General features: G+C 73.7%; 15 protein-coding genes. 7 read left to right on the top strand and 8 right to left on the bottom strand.

Annotated features, from left to right (window positions below; translation table 11 throughout):
- Positions 1 to 155: 155 nt before the first annotated feature.
- The 3 genes from rocD to D7193_RS17740 form a co-directional block, all read right to left on the bottom strand.
- Positions 156 to 1,358: an ornithine--oxo-acid transaminase gene (gene rocD, locus D7193_RS17750; RefSeq protein WP_120781350.1), complete on the bottom strand. Its 1,203-nt coding sequence runs from the start codon at positions 1,356 to 1,358 to the stop codon at positions 156 to 158.
- An 11-nt stretch (positions 1,359 to 1,369) separates the two neighbouring features.
- A complete protein-coding gene (gene ddaH, locus D7193_RS17745; RefSeq protein WP_174242696.1) occupies positions 1,370 to 2,185 on the bottom strand; it encodes a dimethylargininase in 816 nt (271 codons plus the stop codon).
- Between the two features lie 434 nt (positions 2,186 to 2,619).
- Complete coding sequence (locus D7193_RS17740; RefSeq protein ID WP_241563164.1) at positions 2,620 to 3,408, bottom strand: DUF4383 domain-containing protein; 789 nt, start codon at positions 3,406 to 3,408, stop codon at positions 2,620 to 2,622.
- Positions 3,409 to 3,574: 166 nt separating this feature from the next.
- Here D7193_RS17740 and D7193_RS17735 point away from each other — a divergent pair, with 166 nt between their 5' ends.
- From D7193_RS17735 to D7193_RS17725, 3 genes are all read left to right on the top strand, one after another.
- Positions 3,575 to 4,114, top strand: coding sequence for an ArsR/SmtB family transcription factor (locus D7193_RS17735; RefSeq protein ID WP_120780642.1), 540 nt, complete (start codon positions 3,575 to 3,577; stop codon positions 4,112 to 4,114).
- The gene (locus D7193_RS17730; RefSeq protein WP_120780641.1) at positions 4,111 to 5,403 is read left to right on the top strand and encodes an MFS transporter; all 1,293 of its coding nucleotides are present in this window, start codon (positions 4,111 to 4,113) and stop codon (positions 5,401 to 5,403) included. Before D7193_RS17735 ends, D7193_RS17730 begins: the two co-directional genes overlap by 4 nt.
- 195 nt (positions 5,404 to 5,598) lie before the next feature.
- Complete coding sequence (locus D7193_RS17725; RefSeq protein WP_120781348.1) at positions 5,599 to 6,408, top strand: Fpg/Nei family DNA glycosylase; 810 nt, start codon at positions 5,599 to 5,601, stop codon at positions 6,406 to 6,408.
- Positions 6,409 to 6,429: 21 nt separating this feature from the next.
- Here the strand turns inward: D7193_RS17725 and D7193_RS17720 are convergent, their stop codons facing one another.
- Positions 6,430 to 7,269, bottom strand: coding sequence for a helix-turn-helix domain-containing protein (locus tag D7193_RS17720; protein WP_120780640.1), 840 nt, complete (start codon positions 7,267 to 7,269; stop codon positions 6,430 to 6,432).
- Between the two features lie 113 nt (positions 7,270 to 7,382).
- On the opposite strand from D7193_RS17720, the gene D7193_RS17715 reads away from it, so the two are divergent.
- Entirely contained in the window at positions 7,383 to 7,976 is a 594-nt protein-coding gene (locus tag D7193_RS17715; RefSeq protein ID WP_120780639.1) for an NADPH-dependent FMN reductase, read from the top strand.
- Positions 7,977 to 8,057: 81 nt separating this feature from the next.
- Here the strand turns inward: D7193_RS17715 and D7193_RS17710 are convergent, their stop codons facing one another.
- From D7193_RS17710 to D7193_RS17695, 4 genes are all read right to left on the bottom strand, one after another.
- On the bottom strand, positions 8,058 to 8,936 hold the full coding sequence (locus D7193_RS17710; RefSeq protein WP_120780638.1) for an aminoglycoside phosphotransferase family protein: 879 nt from the start codon (positions 8,934 to 8,936) through the stop codon (positions 8,058 to 8,060).
- A 37-nt stretch (positions 8,937 to 8,973) separates the two neighbouring features.
- Positions 8,974 to 10,395 (bottom strand): WGR domain-containing protein, encoded by a 1,422-nt coding sequence (locus D7193_RS17705; protein ID WP_120780637.1) that lies wholly within the window; start codon positions 10,393 to 10,395, stop codon positions 8,974 to 8,976.
- Positions 10,396 to 10,511: 116 nt separating this feature from the next.
- Positions 10,512 to 11,891, bottom strand: coding sequence for an FAD-dependent oxidoreductase (locus tag D7193_RS17700; protein ID WP_120780636.1), 1,380 nt, complete (start codon positions 11,889 to 11,891; stop codon positions 10,512 to 10,514).
- Between the two features lie 12 nt (positions 11,892 to 11,903).
- Positions 11,904 to 13,052, bottom strand: a complete 1,149-nt coding sequence (locus tag D7193_RS17695; protein ID WP_120780635.1) for a carboxylate-amine ligase — start codon at positions 13,050 to 13,052, stop codon at positions 11,904 to 11,906.
- A gap of 304 nt (positions 13,053 to 13,356) precedes the next feature.
- Between D7193_RS17695 and D7193_RS17690 the strand changes: the two genes are divergently transcribed.
- The 3 genes from D7193_RS17690 (at position 13,357) to D7193_RS17680 (ending at position 16,132) form a co-directional block, all read left to right on the top strand.
- Positions 13,357 to 13,653, top strand: a complete 297-nt coding sequence (locus tag D7193_RS17690) for a DUF6412 domain-containing protein (RefSeq protein WP_206611926.1) — start codon at positions 13,357 to 13,359, stop codon at positions 13,651 to 13,653.
- 179 nt (positions 13,654 to 13,832) lie between these two features.
- The gene (locus D7193_RS17685; RefSeq protein WP_120780634.1) at positions 13,833 to 14,651 is read left to right on the top strand and encodes a YidC/Oxa1 family membrane protein insertase; all 819 of its coding nucleotides are present in this window, start codon (positions 13,833 to 13,835) and stop codon (positions 14,649 to 14,651) included.
- A 71-nt stretch (positions 14,652 to 14,722) separates the two neighbouring features.
- Entirely contained in the window at positions 14,723 to 16,132 is a 1,410-nt protein-coding gene (locus D7193_RS17680) for a carbohydrate-binding protein (protein ID WP_120780633.1), read from the top strand.
- Positions 16,133 to 16,221 lie beyond the last annotated feature (89 nt).

Here is a 16,221-nt window from a genome sequence, read left to right as displayed (position 1 = left end):
CCCGGGAGCGCCGACCGCGAGGCTTCCCGCGGTGATCATGAAGTTGTTGCCCGCCGATACGGCGTGTCGCGGCAACAACTTCATGATCGACGGGGCGAAGGAGCCGAAAGAAGGGGCGGGCGCTACCGGCGCCCGCCCCTTCTCGGTACGCCGGTTCAGCCGGCCAGGACGGCGGCCAGCTGGGCCACGGCGTGGTCGATCTCCTCCTCGGTGACCACCAGCGGCGGGGCGAGGCGGATCGTGGACCCGTGGGTGTCCTTGGCGAGGATCCCGCGCTCGGCGAGCCGCTCGCACGCCTCCCGGCCGGTCATCAGCGCCGGGTCGATGTCCAGGCCCGCCCAGAGGCCCCGGCCGCGTACGGCGACGAGCCCCTTGCCGATCAGGGCCCCGAGGCCGGCGTGCAGCCGGGCGCCCAGTTCGGCGGAACGGCGCTGGAACTCGCCGGTGGCCAGCAGCCGGACCACCTCGACGGCCACGGCGCAGGCCAGCGGGTTGCCGCCGAAGGTCGACCCGTGCTGGCCCGGCTTCAGCACACCGAGCACGTCGGCGTCCGCGGCCACGGCGGACACCGGCACGATGCCGCCGCCGAGCGCCTTGCCGAGCAGGTACATGTCGGGCGTGACGCCCTCGTGGTCGCAGGCGAAGGTCGCGCCGGTGCGGCCCAGGCCGGACTGGATCTCGTCGGCGATGAAGAGCACGTTGCGCTCGGTGCAGACCCGCCGTACGCCGGGCAGGTAGCCCTCCGGGGGCACCACGACGCCCTGCTCGCCCTGGATCGGCTCGAGCAGCACGGCCACCGTGTTCTCGTCGATGGCGGCGGTCAGCGCGTCCAGGTCGCCGTACGGGACCACGGTGAACCCGGGCGTGTACGGCCCGAAGTCGGCGCGGGCGTCCTCGTCGGTGGAGAAGCTCACGATGGTGGTGGTGCGGCCGTGGAAGTTGCCCTCGGCGACGACGATGTTGGCCTGACCGGTCGGCACACCCTTGACCTGGTAGCCCCACTTGCGGGCCACCTTGATCCCGGTCTCGACCGCCTCGGCGCCGGTGTTCATCGGCAGCACCAGGTCCTTGCCGCACAGCTCGGCCAGTTCCCGGCAGAAGTCGGCGAACTGGTCGTGGATGAACGCCCGGCTGGTGAGGGTGAGCCGGTCGAGCTGGGCGTGCGCCGCGGCGATCAGCTGCGGGTGGCGGTGCCCGAAGTTCAGGGCCGAGTAGCCGGCCAGGAAGTCGAGGTAGCGGCGGCCGTCCACGTCGGTCAGCCAGGCGCCCTCGGCCGAGGAGATCACCACCGGCAGCGGGTGGTAGTTGTGCGCGGTCCAGCGCTCCGCGTCCCGGACGGCCCCCGGCGTCCGCAGCATGTCGTCCACGATCACTTGCTTGCCTTTCCCTGTCGGAGTCGCAACGTGCAGCACTTCGGTCCGCCGCCGGCCTTACGCAGCTCGGACAGGTCGACACCGATGGTCTCGTAGCCCCGGTCCCGCAGCTTGGCGGCGAGGTCGGTGGCCTGCGCCGGCAGCACCACGTGCCGGCCGTCGCTGACCGCGTTCAGGCCGAGCACCTCGGCGTCGGCCATGGTGGCGTGCACCCCGTCGGGGAAGAGCCGGCGCAGCGCCGCCTGGCTGCCGGGTGAGAACGCCTCCGGCAGGTACGCCACCGTCCGCTCGTCGAGGACGGTCAGCGCGGTGTCGAGGTGGTAGAAGCGCGGGTCGACGAGCTGCATGGTGATCACCGGGTAGCCGAAGACCTCCTGCAACTGGGCGTGGGAGGCGTGCGCGGTGCGGAAGCCGGTGCCGGCGAGCAGCACGTCGCCGACCAGCAGGATGTCGCCCTCGCCCTCGTTGACGTGCTTCGGGTCGTACAGCTCGAAGCCGGCGGACTCGAACCAGGCGCGGTAGGCCGGCGCCTCGTCCGCGCGCTGCGGGTCGCGGAACTGCACGGCCATCGCCTTGCCGTCGATCACCGTGCCGCCGTTCGCGGCGAAGACCATGTCGGGCAGACCGGGCACCGGAGCGATCTCCTCGACGGTGTGGCCCAGGTCGCGGTAGACCTGCCGCAGCTGTTCCCACTGCCGGATCGCCAGGTCGGCGTCCACCGGCGCGGTCGGGTCCATCCACGGGTTGATCGCGTAGTCCACGGCGAAGTACGTCGGCCGGCACATCAGAAAGCGCTGGCGGATGGCGTCCATCGTCATTTGTCCTGCTCCCAGGGTCGGGCGCGCCCGGCCACCGTCGGCACGCGGGCTGGCGCCGTTGTTCAACGTTATGCGGTGCCGCCCGGCAGGATCCACCGCCGAGGATTGCGCAGGCCGACTGTTCGTTGCGTCTGGGGAGCAGTGAGCGCCGAATCGTTGCGTCTGAGGCGCCGAGGAGGCGCGGCCGGGCCGCCGGCTTCCGCCGCACCCGCCAGGGAGCGGGTCGGGCGGGTCGCTCCGGCGGGGCCCGGCAGGGTCGCCTCCGGCGGTCGCCCGCGCCGCCGGAGGCGGAAACACTTCAGGGGCGGCGAACCGCCGCCCCTGAACCTGTGTTCCGCCCCGCTGGTGAACCACCAGACTGGTCGGGCTCGCCCGGTGAACCACCGGTGCCGTTGCCGGCGCACCGCCGGCGGGCCGGACAGTGCCCGCTAGAACCTGTCCACAAACTGTGAATCAAGCCACTCGCGGAACCGCTGTACCCAGTCGCCGTCGGTGGTCGGCCAGTCGAACTGACCGGTCATGGCGAGCACACCCAGCACCACGGCGGCGAGGCCCAGCCCGATGCCGAGAAGCGCGTCGGTCTTGCCCGCCACGTGCCGCCGACGGGTGGCCATGAGGCCCAGCACGGCGAGCACCGCGCCCACCGCGCCGAGGCCGATGCCGTACCCGGCGAGCGTGCCGGTCAGCACGAACAGCACACCGGCGACCCCGACCACCAGGCCGAGGGTGGCGAGCAGGCTGGCCCGCGGCTTCGGCCCGACCGCCACCGGCCGCTCCGGCTCCGCCCGGTCGGCGTCCGGAACGACGGGGCGGTCGCGGTCCGCGCCGTCGGGGCGTACGGCCCGGTCCCGGTCGAGGTCGACGGTGGCGCCGTCGACCGTGCGCTCCAGGGTCGGGTCCGGGTCACGCCGGGCCCCCGACTCGACCGGCCGCGCCGTGGCGGCGCGCGCCACCGCGGCCCGTTCCGACGCCCGCGGGTCGGCCGCCGGCTCGGTGCCGGCGGCGGCCCTGCTGCGGTACGTCGTGCGGTCGGCGTCCCGCTCGGTCGCCGTCGCCCCCACGGGGGCGGTGCCGTCCGTCCGGGTCGCGCCCACCGGGGCCGTCGCGTCCGCTCCCGTGGCGACGGTCGCGTCACGACCGTCGGTGCGGCCGTCCAGGTTCTCGTCCCGCGTCGGCGCCGGCTCCGACCGGCGCGACAGCGAAGGAATTCTGACCACAACACACCTCCTGTCTCATGCGGGGTGGCCGTGGAACGGGTGGCACCCCCACGCGGTACCTCACCGGATTACCCAGATGGCCGTTTCCCGACACCGAGGCGTCCTCGTACGCCGAAGCCGGGAATCACCCTTGCTTAATGGTCAAGAATCGTTGACCATTAGCCGCATGCCTACCGACGATCTCCCCGAGGCGTTTCACGTCACCACTGACGAGCAGCTACGCGCCGTCTCCAACCTCACCCGTCACCGGATCATGGCCGTGCTCCGCTTCGAGCCCGCGACGATCACGCAGATCGCCGAGCGAGTCGGCCTCGCGAAGGGAAGTTCCAGCTACCACGTACGGCTGCTCGAGCGGGCCGGCCTCATCAAGGTGGTACGGACGCGGAAGGTCCGGGGGGTCACCGAGCGGTACTACGCGATGGCCGCGCGGTCGATCGTGCTGCCGGATCCGGGCGAGGGAGGGCCGGACGTGCTGATGCGGCACGCGGTGGCGGACCTGGAGGCGTCGCCGGCCGATGGCGAGCGGCACGTACGGATGGCGCACCTGCGGCTCACCGAGGAGCAGTTCGCGCAGCTGGGGGCGCGGCTGCAGGCACTGGCGGACGAGTACCGGGAGCTGTCGGATCCGTCGCTGCCGGACGCGTCACTCGTCTTCGCGCTGTTCCACCCGGCACGGCGCGAGCAGGCCGAAGGGGACGCCAAGTGACCTCAGACGCCCGGACGTTGCCGACCGGGTTCGGGCGGCTGTGGACTGCGCAGACGGTGTCCTCGCTCGGTGACGGGGTGACGCATGCCGCGCTGCCGCTGCTCGCGTTGACGGTGACGCGGGATCCGATGGCGCTCGCCGTCGTCACGGCCGCGGGGACGCTGCCGTGGCTGCTCTTCGGGGTGCTCGGCGGCGCGCTGGTGGACCGTTGGGACCGTCGACGCGCGATGTGGGTCGCGGACACGGCACGCGCGGTGCTGCTCGCGGCAACCGCGGTGGCAGCCGCGCTCGACGTGCTGAGCGTTCCGCTGCTCGCGGCCGTCGCCTTTCTGCTCGGCCTCGGCGGACTCTTCTTCGACACGGCCGCCACGGCCTATCTGCCGGATCTGCTCCGCCGCGACCCCGCACTCCTGGAGCGCGCCAACTCCCGCCTGCGCGGCGCCCAGACCGCCATGTCCGGTTTCGCGGGGCCGCCCGCGGGCAGTGCCCTGCTCGCGCTCGGGCGGGCGGTTCCGCTGCTCGCCGACGCGGTGTCGTTCATGCTCTCGGCGCTGCTCGTACGGTCGCTGCCCGCCATGCCCCGGCCCGTGCCGGAGGTCCGCGAGTCGCTGCTTCGGCAGGCGCGGGCCGGCGCGTCGTACGTCTTCCGGTACCGTCTGCTGCTCGGGCTCGCGCTCCGCCCGGCGGTCGGGAACATCGCCTTCCTCGCTGTGGGGACCGTCCTCGCCCTCTTCGCGCACGACCGCCTCGGCATCGGTGCCTTCGGCTTCGGCCTGCTCCTCACGGCAGAGGCCACCGGCGGTCTGCTCGGCGCGGGCATCGCCTCCTACCTTGGCCGACGACTCGGCACCGGCACCGCACTGACCTGCACGGCCGCCGTCGAAGGGCTCGCCATCCTGGGTCTTGCCGCCGCCCCGAACCCGTACGTGGCCGGTCTCGCGCTCGCCGTCTGCGGAGCCGGCATGGGCGCCACGATGGTGCTCGGGCCCTCGCTCCGGCAGGCCATCGTCCCCGCCCACCTGATGGGCCGGGTCGCCTCCACCTCCCGCATGCTCGCCATGTGCGCCGCGCCGCTCGGCGCCGTCCTCGGCGGCTGGCTGGCCACCGCCTACGACGTACGCACCCCGCTCTACACCGGCGCCGGCATCCTCCTTGCCATGACCGCCGTCACGGCGACCATGACCAGCAACCGCCGGGTCGAGGCGGCGCTACGTGCCTCTTCCGAGCGTGAGAGTCCGGCACCGGACAGCCGCCCCGCCCGGGTGACCGACGCCGCCGTCTCGGCCTGATCGGTGCACCCACCAGCTTCGAAATCACGACTACCGGAAAATCGTCAGATGCGCTATTCGACAGCCGCTTCGACATGACCGTCAAGGCCGGCGCGGCGGACTCCATCCGGGCGGTGGAGGACACCGTCACCCGTCACCTGCTGCGATTCGCGACCACGTGGCAGTCGTGAAAACGCCTGGCTACCCTTGTCGCTCGTGCCAGAGGGACACACCATCCACCGCCTGGCGGCCCGGCACGCCGAGCTGTTCGCCGGCGACAAGGTGCACGCCAGCAGCCCGCAGAGGCGGTTCGCCGAGGGCGCCGCCCTGCTCAGCGGCACGGTCCTCGAGGCCACCGAGGCGTACGGCAAGCACCTGCTGCACCACCATGCCGGCGAGATGACGCTGCACGTGCACCTCGGTCTGTACGGCAAGGTCACCGACGGCGCCGGCGAGCCGCCCGAGCCGGTGGGCCAGGTGCGGCTGCGCCTCACCAGTGACCGGCACTGGCTCGACCTGCGCGGTCCGACCGCCTGCGAGGTGCTCACCCCGCCCGAGGTGGATGCCCTGCGGGCCCGGCTCGGCCCCGACCCGCTGCGCGCCGACGCCGACCCGGAGCGCGCGTACGCCCGGATCTCCCGCAGCGCGACGCCGCTGGCAGCGCTGCTGCTCGACCAGTCGGTGGTGGCCGGCACCGGTCTGATCTTCGTGACCGAGGCGCTGTTCCGGGCGGGCCTGCCGCCGACGCTGCCCGGCCGCCGGCTGGGCCGCGCGGCCTGGGACCGGCTCTGGGCCGACCTGGTGACCCTCATGAGGCTCGCCGAACGGCAGGGCCGCATCGACACGGTCCGCGACGAGCACCTGCCCGAGGCGATGGGCCGGGCGCCGCGGGTCGACCGGCACGGCGGCGAGGTGTACGTCTACCGCCGCCCCGGCGCCCCCTGCCACGTCTGCGCGACGGCGGTCAGCCGCGGCGACATGGCCGGGCGCAACCTCTACTGGTGCCCCACCTGCCAGCGCGGCTGACGCGCGGGCCGCTCGGGTGGCTCACCCGATCGCGCGCAGTACGCCCCGGGACCGGCGGCGGAGCCGTTCGACGGCCTGCGTCGTCGCCTCGTCGGCGGGCAGGAGGACGACCAACTCCTGCGCGTCGCTGCTCGGCAGCTCCAGCGTCTCCCGGCGCCAGCGGAGCTCCTCGCCGCCGGGGTGGTGGAGCCGGAGGGGGACGCGCGGCGGCGGCAGGTGGCGGTTCAGCCGTCGGGTGAACTCCTGCCCGGCGACCGGCGCGAGTTCGGCCGTGAACCACTCGGACGTCTCCACCGAGGGGCCGAGCCACAGGTCGAAGGCCCGTTCGTCGGCGACCTGGTCCCAGTCCGGGAACAGGGTGCGGGCGCGCGGGTCGGTGAAGACGTAGCGCGTCAGGTTCGGCGTACCGGTGTCGAGCAGCCCGGTTCCGCGCATCACCAGCTCGAATCCGCTCGTGTACGCGAGCACGTCCCCGAGACGGTTGGTGACGAACGCGATCCCGGGCTCGAGAAGCCGGAGGGTCTCCCGCACGGTGGCGCGGACGTGGCGGTTGGGCGGCGCGGGGGGCTGGCGCCGGGCGCACTCACCACCGGTGATCTTGGCGAGGTAGCGCAGGTGGTTGCGCTCCGTGGGGTCCAGGCTCAGGGCGTCGGCGAGGGCGATCAGGATGGCGGAGGACGGGTTGCGGTCCCGGCCCTGCTCGATGCGCGTGAGGTACTCGACGCTGATGCCGGCGCGCGTGGCCAGGTCCGAGCGCCGCAGCCCGGGGGAGCGGCGCCGGTCGCGGGCGGGCAGCCCGAACGACTCCGGCTGGATGCTGTCGCGCTTGGCGCGGATGAAATCGCCGAGCGGCGTACTCATGATCCGAAGTCTAGGTCGGCTGGCCGCCGCCGGGAACGCCGTAGCGTGGCCCCCCGGGGGCCAGCCTGAGCCCGGTCTGGTTGCCACCGTCGCCACGGCGGACCGTGGAGCGCATGACGGAGAAGCACACCTTGGCCATCGTCGTCGGTAGCGTCCGCGAGGGCCGGTTCGGGCCGGTCGTGGCGTCCTGGGTCGCCGGGCAGGCGCGCGAGCACGGCGGGTTCGACGTCGACGTCGTCGACCTCGCGAATTTCGAGATCCCGCTGGCGTTGCCCGCGGTCTCGCCGAAGTTCGCCGGCGACGCCTACCCGCGCCCGGCGGCGCTGGCGTCGCTGGCCTCGCGCCTCGCGGAGGCGGACGCGTTCATCCTGGTCACCCCGGAGTACAACCACAGTTACCCCGCCGCGCTGAAGGCGGCGATCGACTGGCACTTCACGCAGTGGGCGGCCAAGCCGGTGGCCTTCGTGAGCTACGGCGGGGCCGCCGGTGGCCGGCACGCCGTCCTCCACCTGGAGAACGTCCTCACCGAGCTGCACGCGGTGACGATCCGCGACGGCCTGGCCTTCCCGAACTACTTCACGGCGTGGCAGGACGGGCGGCCGCTGGACCCGGCGGCGCCCGGGTACGCGAAGACCATGCTGGACCAGCTCACCTGGTGGGCCGGCGCGCTGCGTGCGGCCCGCGCCGCTACCCCCTACCCGGCCTGAGATCGCCGGCCGCCGATCCTGCGCGGCTCAGGAGCGGCGGCCCGGCGGGCGCCGGTCCCCGGGAAGGCTCCCGGGGACCGGTCACGCCTCGCCGAGCAGCCAGCGGACCACCTCGATGTGGCCCGGGACGGGCCGCCCGTCGGCAATGCCCCAGGCCAGGGTCTGCACGACCGTCCAGCCCCGCACCCGCTCCCGGTCGAGGCCCAGCTCGGCGCTGAGCCGGTCCAGCCGGTAGCGGACGGCCTGCCGGGAGTGCCCCAGCTCCGCGCCGCGCACCATCGCCACCACGCCGAACTCCCGCTCGCCGGCCAGCGGCTTCGGGTCGATGACGAGCCACGGGTCGCGGGTGGCCCGCAGCACGTTCCCGGCGTGCAGGTCCTGGTTGACGAGGACCTGCTCGCCCTGACTGGGCGCCAGCTCGGCGAGCAGCCCGAGCGCGGCGTCCAACAGCCGCCGCTCGTACGGGCGGCCGGCCCGGTCCCAGGTGACCGGCATCCGGTCGGCCCAGCCGGCCGCCTCCTCGGCGAGGGGCGTGAACGGCGGGCCGGCCGGCACGAAGAGCCGGGGGAGCAGCGCCACGACCGCGTCCAGCGCGTGCCCGGCCGGCAGGTCGTGCAGGGGCGTGCCGGGCATGCAGCGTTCGATGAGCAGCGCCCGGCGCTCCGCGTCGTGCGCGAGCAGCCGGACCGCTCCCGCCCCCGCCCAGTGCGTCAGGGCCGTGGCCTCGTGCTCGCTCTCGGCGTCGGGGTACTGGAGCTTGAGGACCGCGGGAGTGCCGTCGGGCAGCTCGGCGGGCGCCGCCAGCGAGGCGAAGGCGTACGGGAACGGCGGGCCGACCCGCAGCGACCAGCGCGCGGCGCACGCCGCGAGCCGGTCCGGCAGCTCGGACAGCCAGGCCCGTCCCGCGGCGGTCCCTCGTACCCAGCCCAGCCCTTCGGGAATGGGGACGTCTCCGTTCATCGGGCCATCCTGCACGAGCGTGCGGTCGGGGCGCGGATCAGCGCAGCCGGCGGATGTCCCCGTACGCCCGGTAGAAGCCGCCGCGGCCGGCCTCCCGGACCTCGGTGACCAGGTAGCGGACCCCCGGCTCGCGGATGCCCTTCGGGAACTGCACCGACCAGTCCGGCCGGAAACCGGGGGAGAGCACGTGGACGCGCAGTCGCCCGCGATCCTCCACGCACTGCACCACCACGCCGCCCGAGACGTCGCTGGTCACCTCGACCGTGGACCAGGCTGCCGGCTCGGGCAGTCGCGACGGCGCCTTCACGTCGACCACCTCCGGCACGCTGCCGGCCTCGGCCGCCCGGATGGCCGGCTCGCTCGCGTCGATGCAGGCGAGGTGACCGGTGGTGGTGACCACGTAGAGGCGCTCCTCGTGGTACTGCATCGAGTAGGCCGAGCCGCAACCGGTGCCGAGCTTCCACAGCCGGTTGCCGGCCTCGTCGAAGCAGTAGATCGAGGAGGCGCTGTCCCCGGCGAAGACGTAGCGGCCACCCTCTGCCGTGGCGCAGGAGAAGACCGCGGCGTCGCACCGGTACGTCCGCTCGGCCCGGCCGTCCTTGCGCAGCCGCACCACCTCGCGGCTGCCGGTGCCGGCGAACACGGTGTCGCGCTCCTGCCAGCCGAACAGCACCGCTCCTGTGCGGGTGTGCCAGAGTTCCCGGCCCGTGCGCCAGTCGTAGCCGGTGACGCCCTGCGAGTGGCCGTGGTAGAGCGCGTCGCTGTCGCAGCGGACCATCCAGGCGGACCGGCCGCGGCCCGGCCGTCGCCAGAGGAACTCGTCCTCGTGGTCGATGGCCGCGATCCCGCCCTCGCGGTCGGAGACGCCCAGCACCCCGTCGTGGATGTCCAGCCAGTAGATGTCGATGTCGGGCGCGATGGCGTACGCCACCCGGGGCACCTTGCCGGACAGGTCGTAGACGTTGCCGTCGTCGCAGCCCGCGTAGAGCCAGGCGTCGTCGGCCACGATGCACTTCACCCCGTCGGGGAGCCGGACCTGCCCGAGCACCCGGGCGTCGTGGTCGAGCGTGGTGATGACGCCGTGCTCGTTGCCGACCATGCAGGTCCGCCCGTCGACGAAGATGCCGAACGCGGGCGCCCCGGAGTCGTAGCGCCAGAGCACCGGCGCGGTGCGTGCCGTGGAGCGGGTGCTGACGATCTGCCGGCGGGACACCGCCCGCTTCTGGCGTACGCCCGGCACGGCCGGGGCGTAGCCCTTGCGGACCTTCTCGCCGATCTTCTTGGCCGCGGCCGCCCGGGCGCGGGCGTTGTCGGGGTACGTGGTCGTCTTGACCTGCCCCTGATCGCCGATCCGCCCGTAGCGGACCGTCATGGCGGTGTCGGCGACCACCACCTCATAGAACTTGTGCGCGCCACCGTCCACTTCGGACAGTTCGAGGTAGGTCTTCTCCTGGGACATGGGGGATGCCTCCGGATGGGGGTGGGCGACCGGCGGACCGCCGGTGCGACAACGCGAGCACGCTAACCGCGGCCCCCGACAAGATCCGGTCGCGACCGCCGCCTGGGGCGGGACGGTCAGCGGGCGGACGAGATGAGGGCGTCGACGGCCTTGCGGGCGGCGATCAGCACCGGATCCCAGACCGGCGCGTACGGCGGGGCGTAACCGAGGTCGAGGGAGGTCATCTCGTCGACCGTCATGCCGTTCCAGACCGCCACGGCGAGCGCGTCGATCCGCTTCGCGGCCTCGGACCAGCCGACGATCTGCGCCCCGAGCAGCCGCCCCCTCGGGCGTTCCGCGATCAGCTTGACCGTCATCGTCCGGGCGCCCGGGTAGTACCCGGCCCGGTTCGTCGACTCGGCGACCACCGAGACGAACTCGAAGCCGGCGGCCACCGCGTCCTTCTCCCGCAGGCCCGTGCGGCCCACCTCCAGGTCGCAGACCTTCGTGACCGCTGTGCCGATCACCCCGGTGAACGTGGCGTACCCGCCGCCGATGTTGATCCCGGCCACACGGCCCTGCTTGTTGGCGTGCGTGCCGAGCGGCACGTGCACCGGCATGCCGCTCACCAGGTGCAGACACTCCACGCAGTCGCCGGCGGCCCAGACGCCGGGCAGGTCCGGTACCCGCATCCGCCGGTCCACGCGGATCGCCCCGGTCGGCCCGAGCGGCAGCCCGGCCGCCTTCGCCAGCTCGGTGTTCGGGCGGACGCCCAGCCCGAGCACGACCACGTCGGCCGGGATCGGCCCCTCGGCCGTCACCACGGCCGAGATCCGGCCGTCGCGCTCCTCGAGCCCGGTCACGCCGAGGCCGGTGCGGATGTGGATGCCGATTCCGGTCATCGCGTCGGCGACCAGCTCGGCCATGTCGCCGTCCACCGTGGCCATCGGCTGGTCGGCCTGCTCCACGAGGGTCACCGAGAGCCCGCGCAGGATCAGCGCCTCGGCCAGCTCCACCCCGATGTAGCCACCGCCGACGACCACCGCCCGGCGCGGCTTCGGCTCGCTCTCCAGCCAGTCCCGCAGCGCCGCGCCGTCGTCGAGGGTCTGCATGCCGAACACGCCGCCGACGTCGGTACGGGCGAACGCCGGCTTGACCGGCACCGCGCCGGCCGCGTACACCAGCTCGTCGAAGCGTTCGCGGACCTCGCGGCCGCCCTCCAGGTCGCGGGCCACCACCTCGCGGCGGTCCAGGTCGATCGCGGTGACCTCGTGGCGTATCCGGACGTCGATCTGGAACTTCCCGCGGAACGTGTCCGGGTCGCGGGCGATCAGCGCCTCCGGCTCGGGCACCAGCCCACTGATCCAGTACGGGATCCCACAGGCCGAGTACGAGGTGTAGTGCCCCCGCTCGAAGGCGACGATCTCCAGGTCGGCGCGGTCGCGGCGACGGCGGGCCTGGGAGGCGGCAGCCATGCCCGCGGCATCACCGCCGATGACGATCAACCGTTGCGCCACGGAGTCATCCTGTCACGCCGAGCCCACCCCGCGGGTCTGTCGTGCCACGTCGCTCACCACGTCGGAGAGCTGCCCGCCGCGGGCGAACACGGCCCGCTGCCGGGCCGCGCCGGTGCCGTGGCGGCGCAGCCCGCCCAGCAGGTCGATCACCTCGGCCCAGTCGTCGTGCCGTTCCAGCGCCGGGCGGACCCGCTCGACGAACCGGTCCAGCAGCTCCCAGGCCGGCCGGATCTCACCGGTCGTCACGTCGACACCGTCGCCCTCCAACCCGTCGTGCGCGGCCCGCCAGTGCGCGCCCACGAGGAGGTGGTGATCGGTCCGGATGGCCGGCCGCCCGGCCGTGATGTCGTCGACCGCGGTGGCCACCATCGCCCGTACGAGTGCGGCCACCAGCACGGTGTCGTCCACCGACGGGCAGACGTCGCCGATGCGGATCTCCACGGTCGGGTACTTCGCGGACAGCCGGGCGTACCAGTAGAGCATCCCCTCGTCGAGCATCACCCCGCTGGAGATCAGCTGGCGGATCAGCCGCTCGTAGTGCTCGTGCGACTCCAGGTACGGCGTCGGCGCCACCGAGGGCCACCGCTCCCACTCCACGGAACGCCAGCTCGCGTAGCCGGTGTCCTCGCCCCGCGCGAACGGGGAGTTCGTGGTGACCGCGTGCAGCGTGGGCAGCCACGGCCGGACGTGGTTGAGCACCTGGACGCCGGTCTCCGGGTCGGGGATGCCGACGTGCACGTGCATGCCGTTGTTGCCCGGGCCGGGCACCAGCAGGCGGAACCGCTCGATCATGCGGTCGAAGCGGGGCTTGTCGACGACCGGCGGGACCGGGCCGTCCACCGGGCCGGTGCCGATGGCGAGCAGCCGCACGCCGGCGCGCTCGGCCGCGTCGGCCAGCGCGACCCGCAGCACCCCGAGCGAGTGGCGGATCGAGCGCAGTTCGAGACCGGGCGGGGTGCCGATCTCGATCTGGCTGGTCTGGAACTCCCGTTCCACCTGCCCGCGCAGTTCGGCCGGCACCTGCTCCATCACGAGGTCGACGGCGGGCACCGCGGCGCCGGTGTGCGGGTCGACGAGCAGGAACTCCTCCTCGACACCCACCGTGAACAGGTCGGTCCCGTTCGCCGTCCGGCCCGGCGCCTCCGCCAGTTGGCCCGTCATCGTCCATCACCGTCCGTTCGCGCCGGCCGCGGTCGGTCCGCACCGGCCTGGCCCGGTCGTTACCCACCGTGGCGACGCCGGGAAACGCGGCACCGGCGTGCCGACGGCGTGTCGACGGCGTGTCGCGGCGCACGTCCCGTTCGCGTTCGCGTCCGCCGCCACGGCAAGATCGTGCTCGATCCTGGAAGTAGTGGCCTCCGTGGCAACGGGAGGCCACTACTTCCGTTTTCGAGCGCGATCTTGCGGGTTGTCCACGCGTTCCGCGCCGAGGGGACGGCGTGACAGCGGGTTCTAGGCTGTGCCCGTGCCGTTCGGGTTCGGGTTCGCGCTGGGGCTGTGGGCGTACGCCCTCGCCCAGCTGACCCTGCTCGCCGACCGGCCGGCCGGGCTGCTCGCCGGAGCCGCCCTCGGCGCGGCGGTGCTGCTGGCCTCCGTCCTCGCCGCGCGTGCCCTCGCCCTCGGCGTGGCGCCCCGCGGCGGGGCCCGGGCCGCCGGCCTGCGCGCACGGTCCCGCCGTCGGCGGGTGCCCCGCCAGGTGGACCCGGACGCGCCGGGGCGGCCGCGCCCCCGTGCGCCGGGAGCCCGTCCCTCGGCCGCGTAGCACCCCGACGGTCCACCGCCACCGGCCGGACCGTCCGTGGCGGCCACGGACGGGACCGCCTGTGACGGGCCCGGTTCCCGCCGATCCGCCCCCGCCGCGCGGCCGATTCCGCCTGTCATCCGCCCCGTCCCGGCTCCGTTCCGGGCGGGACGATCCGGAATCGGACCGAGGGATCCATCATGCTCGCCTTCTCACCCGTGCACGACGCGGTCGGCGCCGCCGGCACCGTGCTCGCCCATCTCACGACCCTGCTCGAACCGATCGCCGGGGGCGCCGCGACGGCCGTCGCGATCGTGCTCTTCACCGTGGCCGTCCGGCTGGCGATCTCCCCGCTCACGGTCGCGCAGGTACGCGGGGAGCGGCGCCGGGCCGCGCTCGCACCCCAGGTCCGCGACCTCCAGCGGCGGTACGCGGACGATCCGGCCCGCCTGCAGACCGAACTGTTCGCGCTCTACCGGTCGGCCGGGGCCAACCCGGTCGCCGGCTGCCTGCCGGTGCTGCTCCAGGCGCCGTTTCTGCTGGTGACGTACCGGCTGTTCAGCACGGCCGAGGGCGGCACCGGGCTGCTGGACGAGCGGTTGGCCGGGGTGCCGCTCGGGCACCACCTCGGTGACGGGCTGGCCGGGGCGGCGGGGCCGCTCTTCGCGGTCCTGCTGGCCGCGCTCGTGGCCCTGGCCTGGTGGTCGTCCCGCCGGATGCGCCGCGCCGCCGCGGCATCGGCCGCCACCGCGGCATCGGCCGCCACCGGATCGGCGGCCACCTCCGCATCGGCCGCCACCGCCGCATCGGCCGCCGGTACGCCCAGCGAGGGGACCGCCGCGGCCGTGGTCGGCCGGCTGCTGCCGCTGCTGCCGTACACCACGGTGCTCGTGGCGCTGGTGTTGCCGCTGGCCGCGGTGCTCTACCTGGTGACCACCACGGCCTGGTCCGCCCTGGAGCAGGCCGTGCTGCGTCGGCCCCAGCGCAGCCCGGTCGCGGTCGACATCGATCGACGTTGACAACTGTCCGGGGAGCCCGTACAACTCGTGAGAGAGCGCTCTCTCGACCGTCCCCGAAGAGAGGCACGTCCATGGAAGCTGCCCCGGCGGCGCCCGCCGCCCCGCCCGCACGACGCCGGCTCCGGCTGGCGTTCGCCCTGCTCGCCGTCGCCGCCACCGCACTGGCCGGCGCCACCGTGAACGCGTACGCGGCGGTGCCGCCGCCCCCGTCCGGCTGGAGCCTGGTGTGGAGCGACGACTTCACCGGCGCGGCCGGCACCCTGCCGTCCTCGGCCAACTGGATCATCGACACCGGCACCAGCTATCCCGGCGGCCCGCCGAACTGGGGCACCGGCGAGATCCAGACCTACACCAACAGCACCGCCAACGTCAGTCACGACGGCGGCGGCAACCTGCGCATCACCCCGCTGCGCAACTCCTCCGGCGGCTGGACCTCGGCCCGGATCGAGACGGTCCGCAGCAACTTCAAGCCGCCCTCGGGCGGGGTCCTCGCCATCGAGGGCCGGATCCAGATGCCGAACGTGACCGGCGCGTCCGCCCTGGGCTACTGGCCCGCGTTCTGGGCGCTCGGCGCGCCGTACCGGGGCAACTACCAGAACTGGCCGGGCATCGGTGAGTTCGACGTGATGGAGAACGTCAACGGGATCAACTCGGTGTGGGGGGTGCTGCACTGTGGTGTGGCACCCGGGGGCCCCTGCAACGAGTTCAACGGCCTCGGCGCCTCTCGGGCCTGCCCGGGCAGCACCTGCCAGTCGGCGTTCCACACCTACCGCTTCGAGTGGGACGCCGCGGCCAGCCCGCAGCAGCTGCGCTGGTACGTCGACGGGCAGCAGTACCACACGGTGACGCAGACGCAGGTCGGTGAGCCGTACTGGAGCCAGATGACCGGGCACGCCGGTTACTTCCTGCTGCTCAACGTCGCGATGGGCGGGGGCTTCCCGAACGGGGTGGCCGGCACCGGCACGCCCACCGCGAGCACCGTGTCGGGCCGGCCGATGCTGGTCGACTACGTCGCGGTCTACAGCCGGGGCGGCGGCACCACCCCGCCGCCGACCGACCCGCCGCCGGGTGGCGTACGCGACGCGTACGCGACCATCCAGGCGGAGTCGTTCAACGCCCAGAACGGCGTGATCGTCGAGGCGTGCAGCGAGGGCGGGCAGAACATCGGCGCGCTGCGCAACGGCGACTGGGTCCGCTTCGACAACGTCGAGTTCGGCAGCTCGCCGCCCCGCGATTTCGTGGCCCGGGTCGCCTCCGGCGCCGGGAGCGGGGTCAGCGGGCTGGTCGAGGTCCGATTGGACAGCCCGACCAGCGCCCCGATCGGCAGCTTCGCGATCGGCAACACGGGTGGCTGGCAGAGCTGGCGCTCGGTGCCGGGCAACGTCGCGGCGGCCACCGGTCGGCACACCGTCTACCTGACCTTCACCAGCGGCCAACCGAACGACTTCGTCAACGTCAACTGGTTCACGTTCCGTCGTTGACCTCCTCCGCCGGGCTCCCCGCCGCCGACGGGGAGCCCGGCCCACCCGCACCAGCCGTGGCACGTGGCGCGACACCCCTGGACAGAAAC

The sequence above is a fragment of the Micromonospora costi genome (assembly GCF_003626655.1).
GTDB lineage: Bacteria > Actinomycetota > Actinomycetes > Mycobacteriales > Micromonosporaceae > Micromonospora > Micromonospora costi.
Note: the sequence above shows the minus strand (reverse complement) of the source record. Positions and strands in the feature narration are given on the sequence as shown.

Excerpts from the sequence above, each read along its gene's own strand:
- rocD (WP_120781350.1), bottom strand. The coding sequence starts at position 1,358 with ATGCTGCGGACGCCGGGGGCCGTCCGGGACGCGGAGCGCTGGACCGCG.
- ddaH (WP_174242696.1), bottom strand. The coding sequence starts at position 2,185 with ATGGACGCCATCCGCCAGCGCTTTCTGATGTGCCGGCCGACGTACTTC.
- D7193_RS17735 (WP_120780642.1), top strand. The coding sequence starts at position 3,575 with ATGCCTACCGACGATCTCCCCGAGGCGTTTCACGTCACCACTGACGAG.
- D7193_RS17720 (WP_120780640.1), bottom strand. The coding sequence starts at position 7,269 with ATGAGTACGCCGCTCGGCGATTTCATCCGCGCCAAGCGCGACAGCATC.
- D7193_RS17715 (WP_120780639.1), top strand. The coding sequence starts at position 7,383 with ATGACGGAGAAGCACACCTTGGCCATCGTCGTCGGTAGCGTCCGCGAG.
- D7193_RS17710 (WP_120780638.1), bottom strand. The coding sequence starts at position 8,936 with ATGAACGGAGACGTCCCCATTCCCGAAGGGCTGGGCTGGGTACGAGGG.
- D7193_RS17705 (WP_120780637.1), bottom strand. The coding sequence starts at position 10,395 with ATGTCCCAGGAGAAGACCTACCTCGAACTGTCCGAAGTGGACGGTGGC.
- D7193_RS17695 (WP_120780635.1), bottom strand. The coding sequence starts at position 13,052 with ATGACGGGCCAACTGGCGGAGGCGCCGGGCCGGACGGCGAACGGGACC.
- D7193_RS17685 (WP_120780634.1), top strand. The coding sequence starts at position 13,833 with ATGCTCGCCTTCTCACCCGTGCACGACGCGGTCGGCGCCGCCGGCACC.
- D7193_RS17680 (WP_120780633.1), top strand. The coding sequence starts at position 14,723 with ATGGAAGCTGCCCCGGCGGCGCCCGCCGCCCCGCCCGCACGACGCCGG.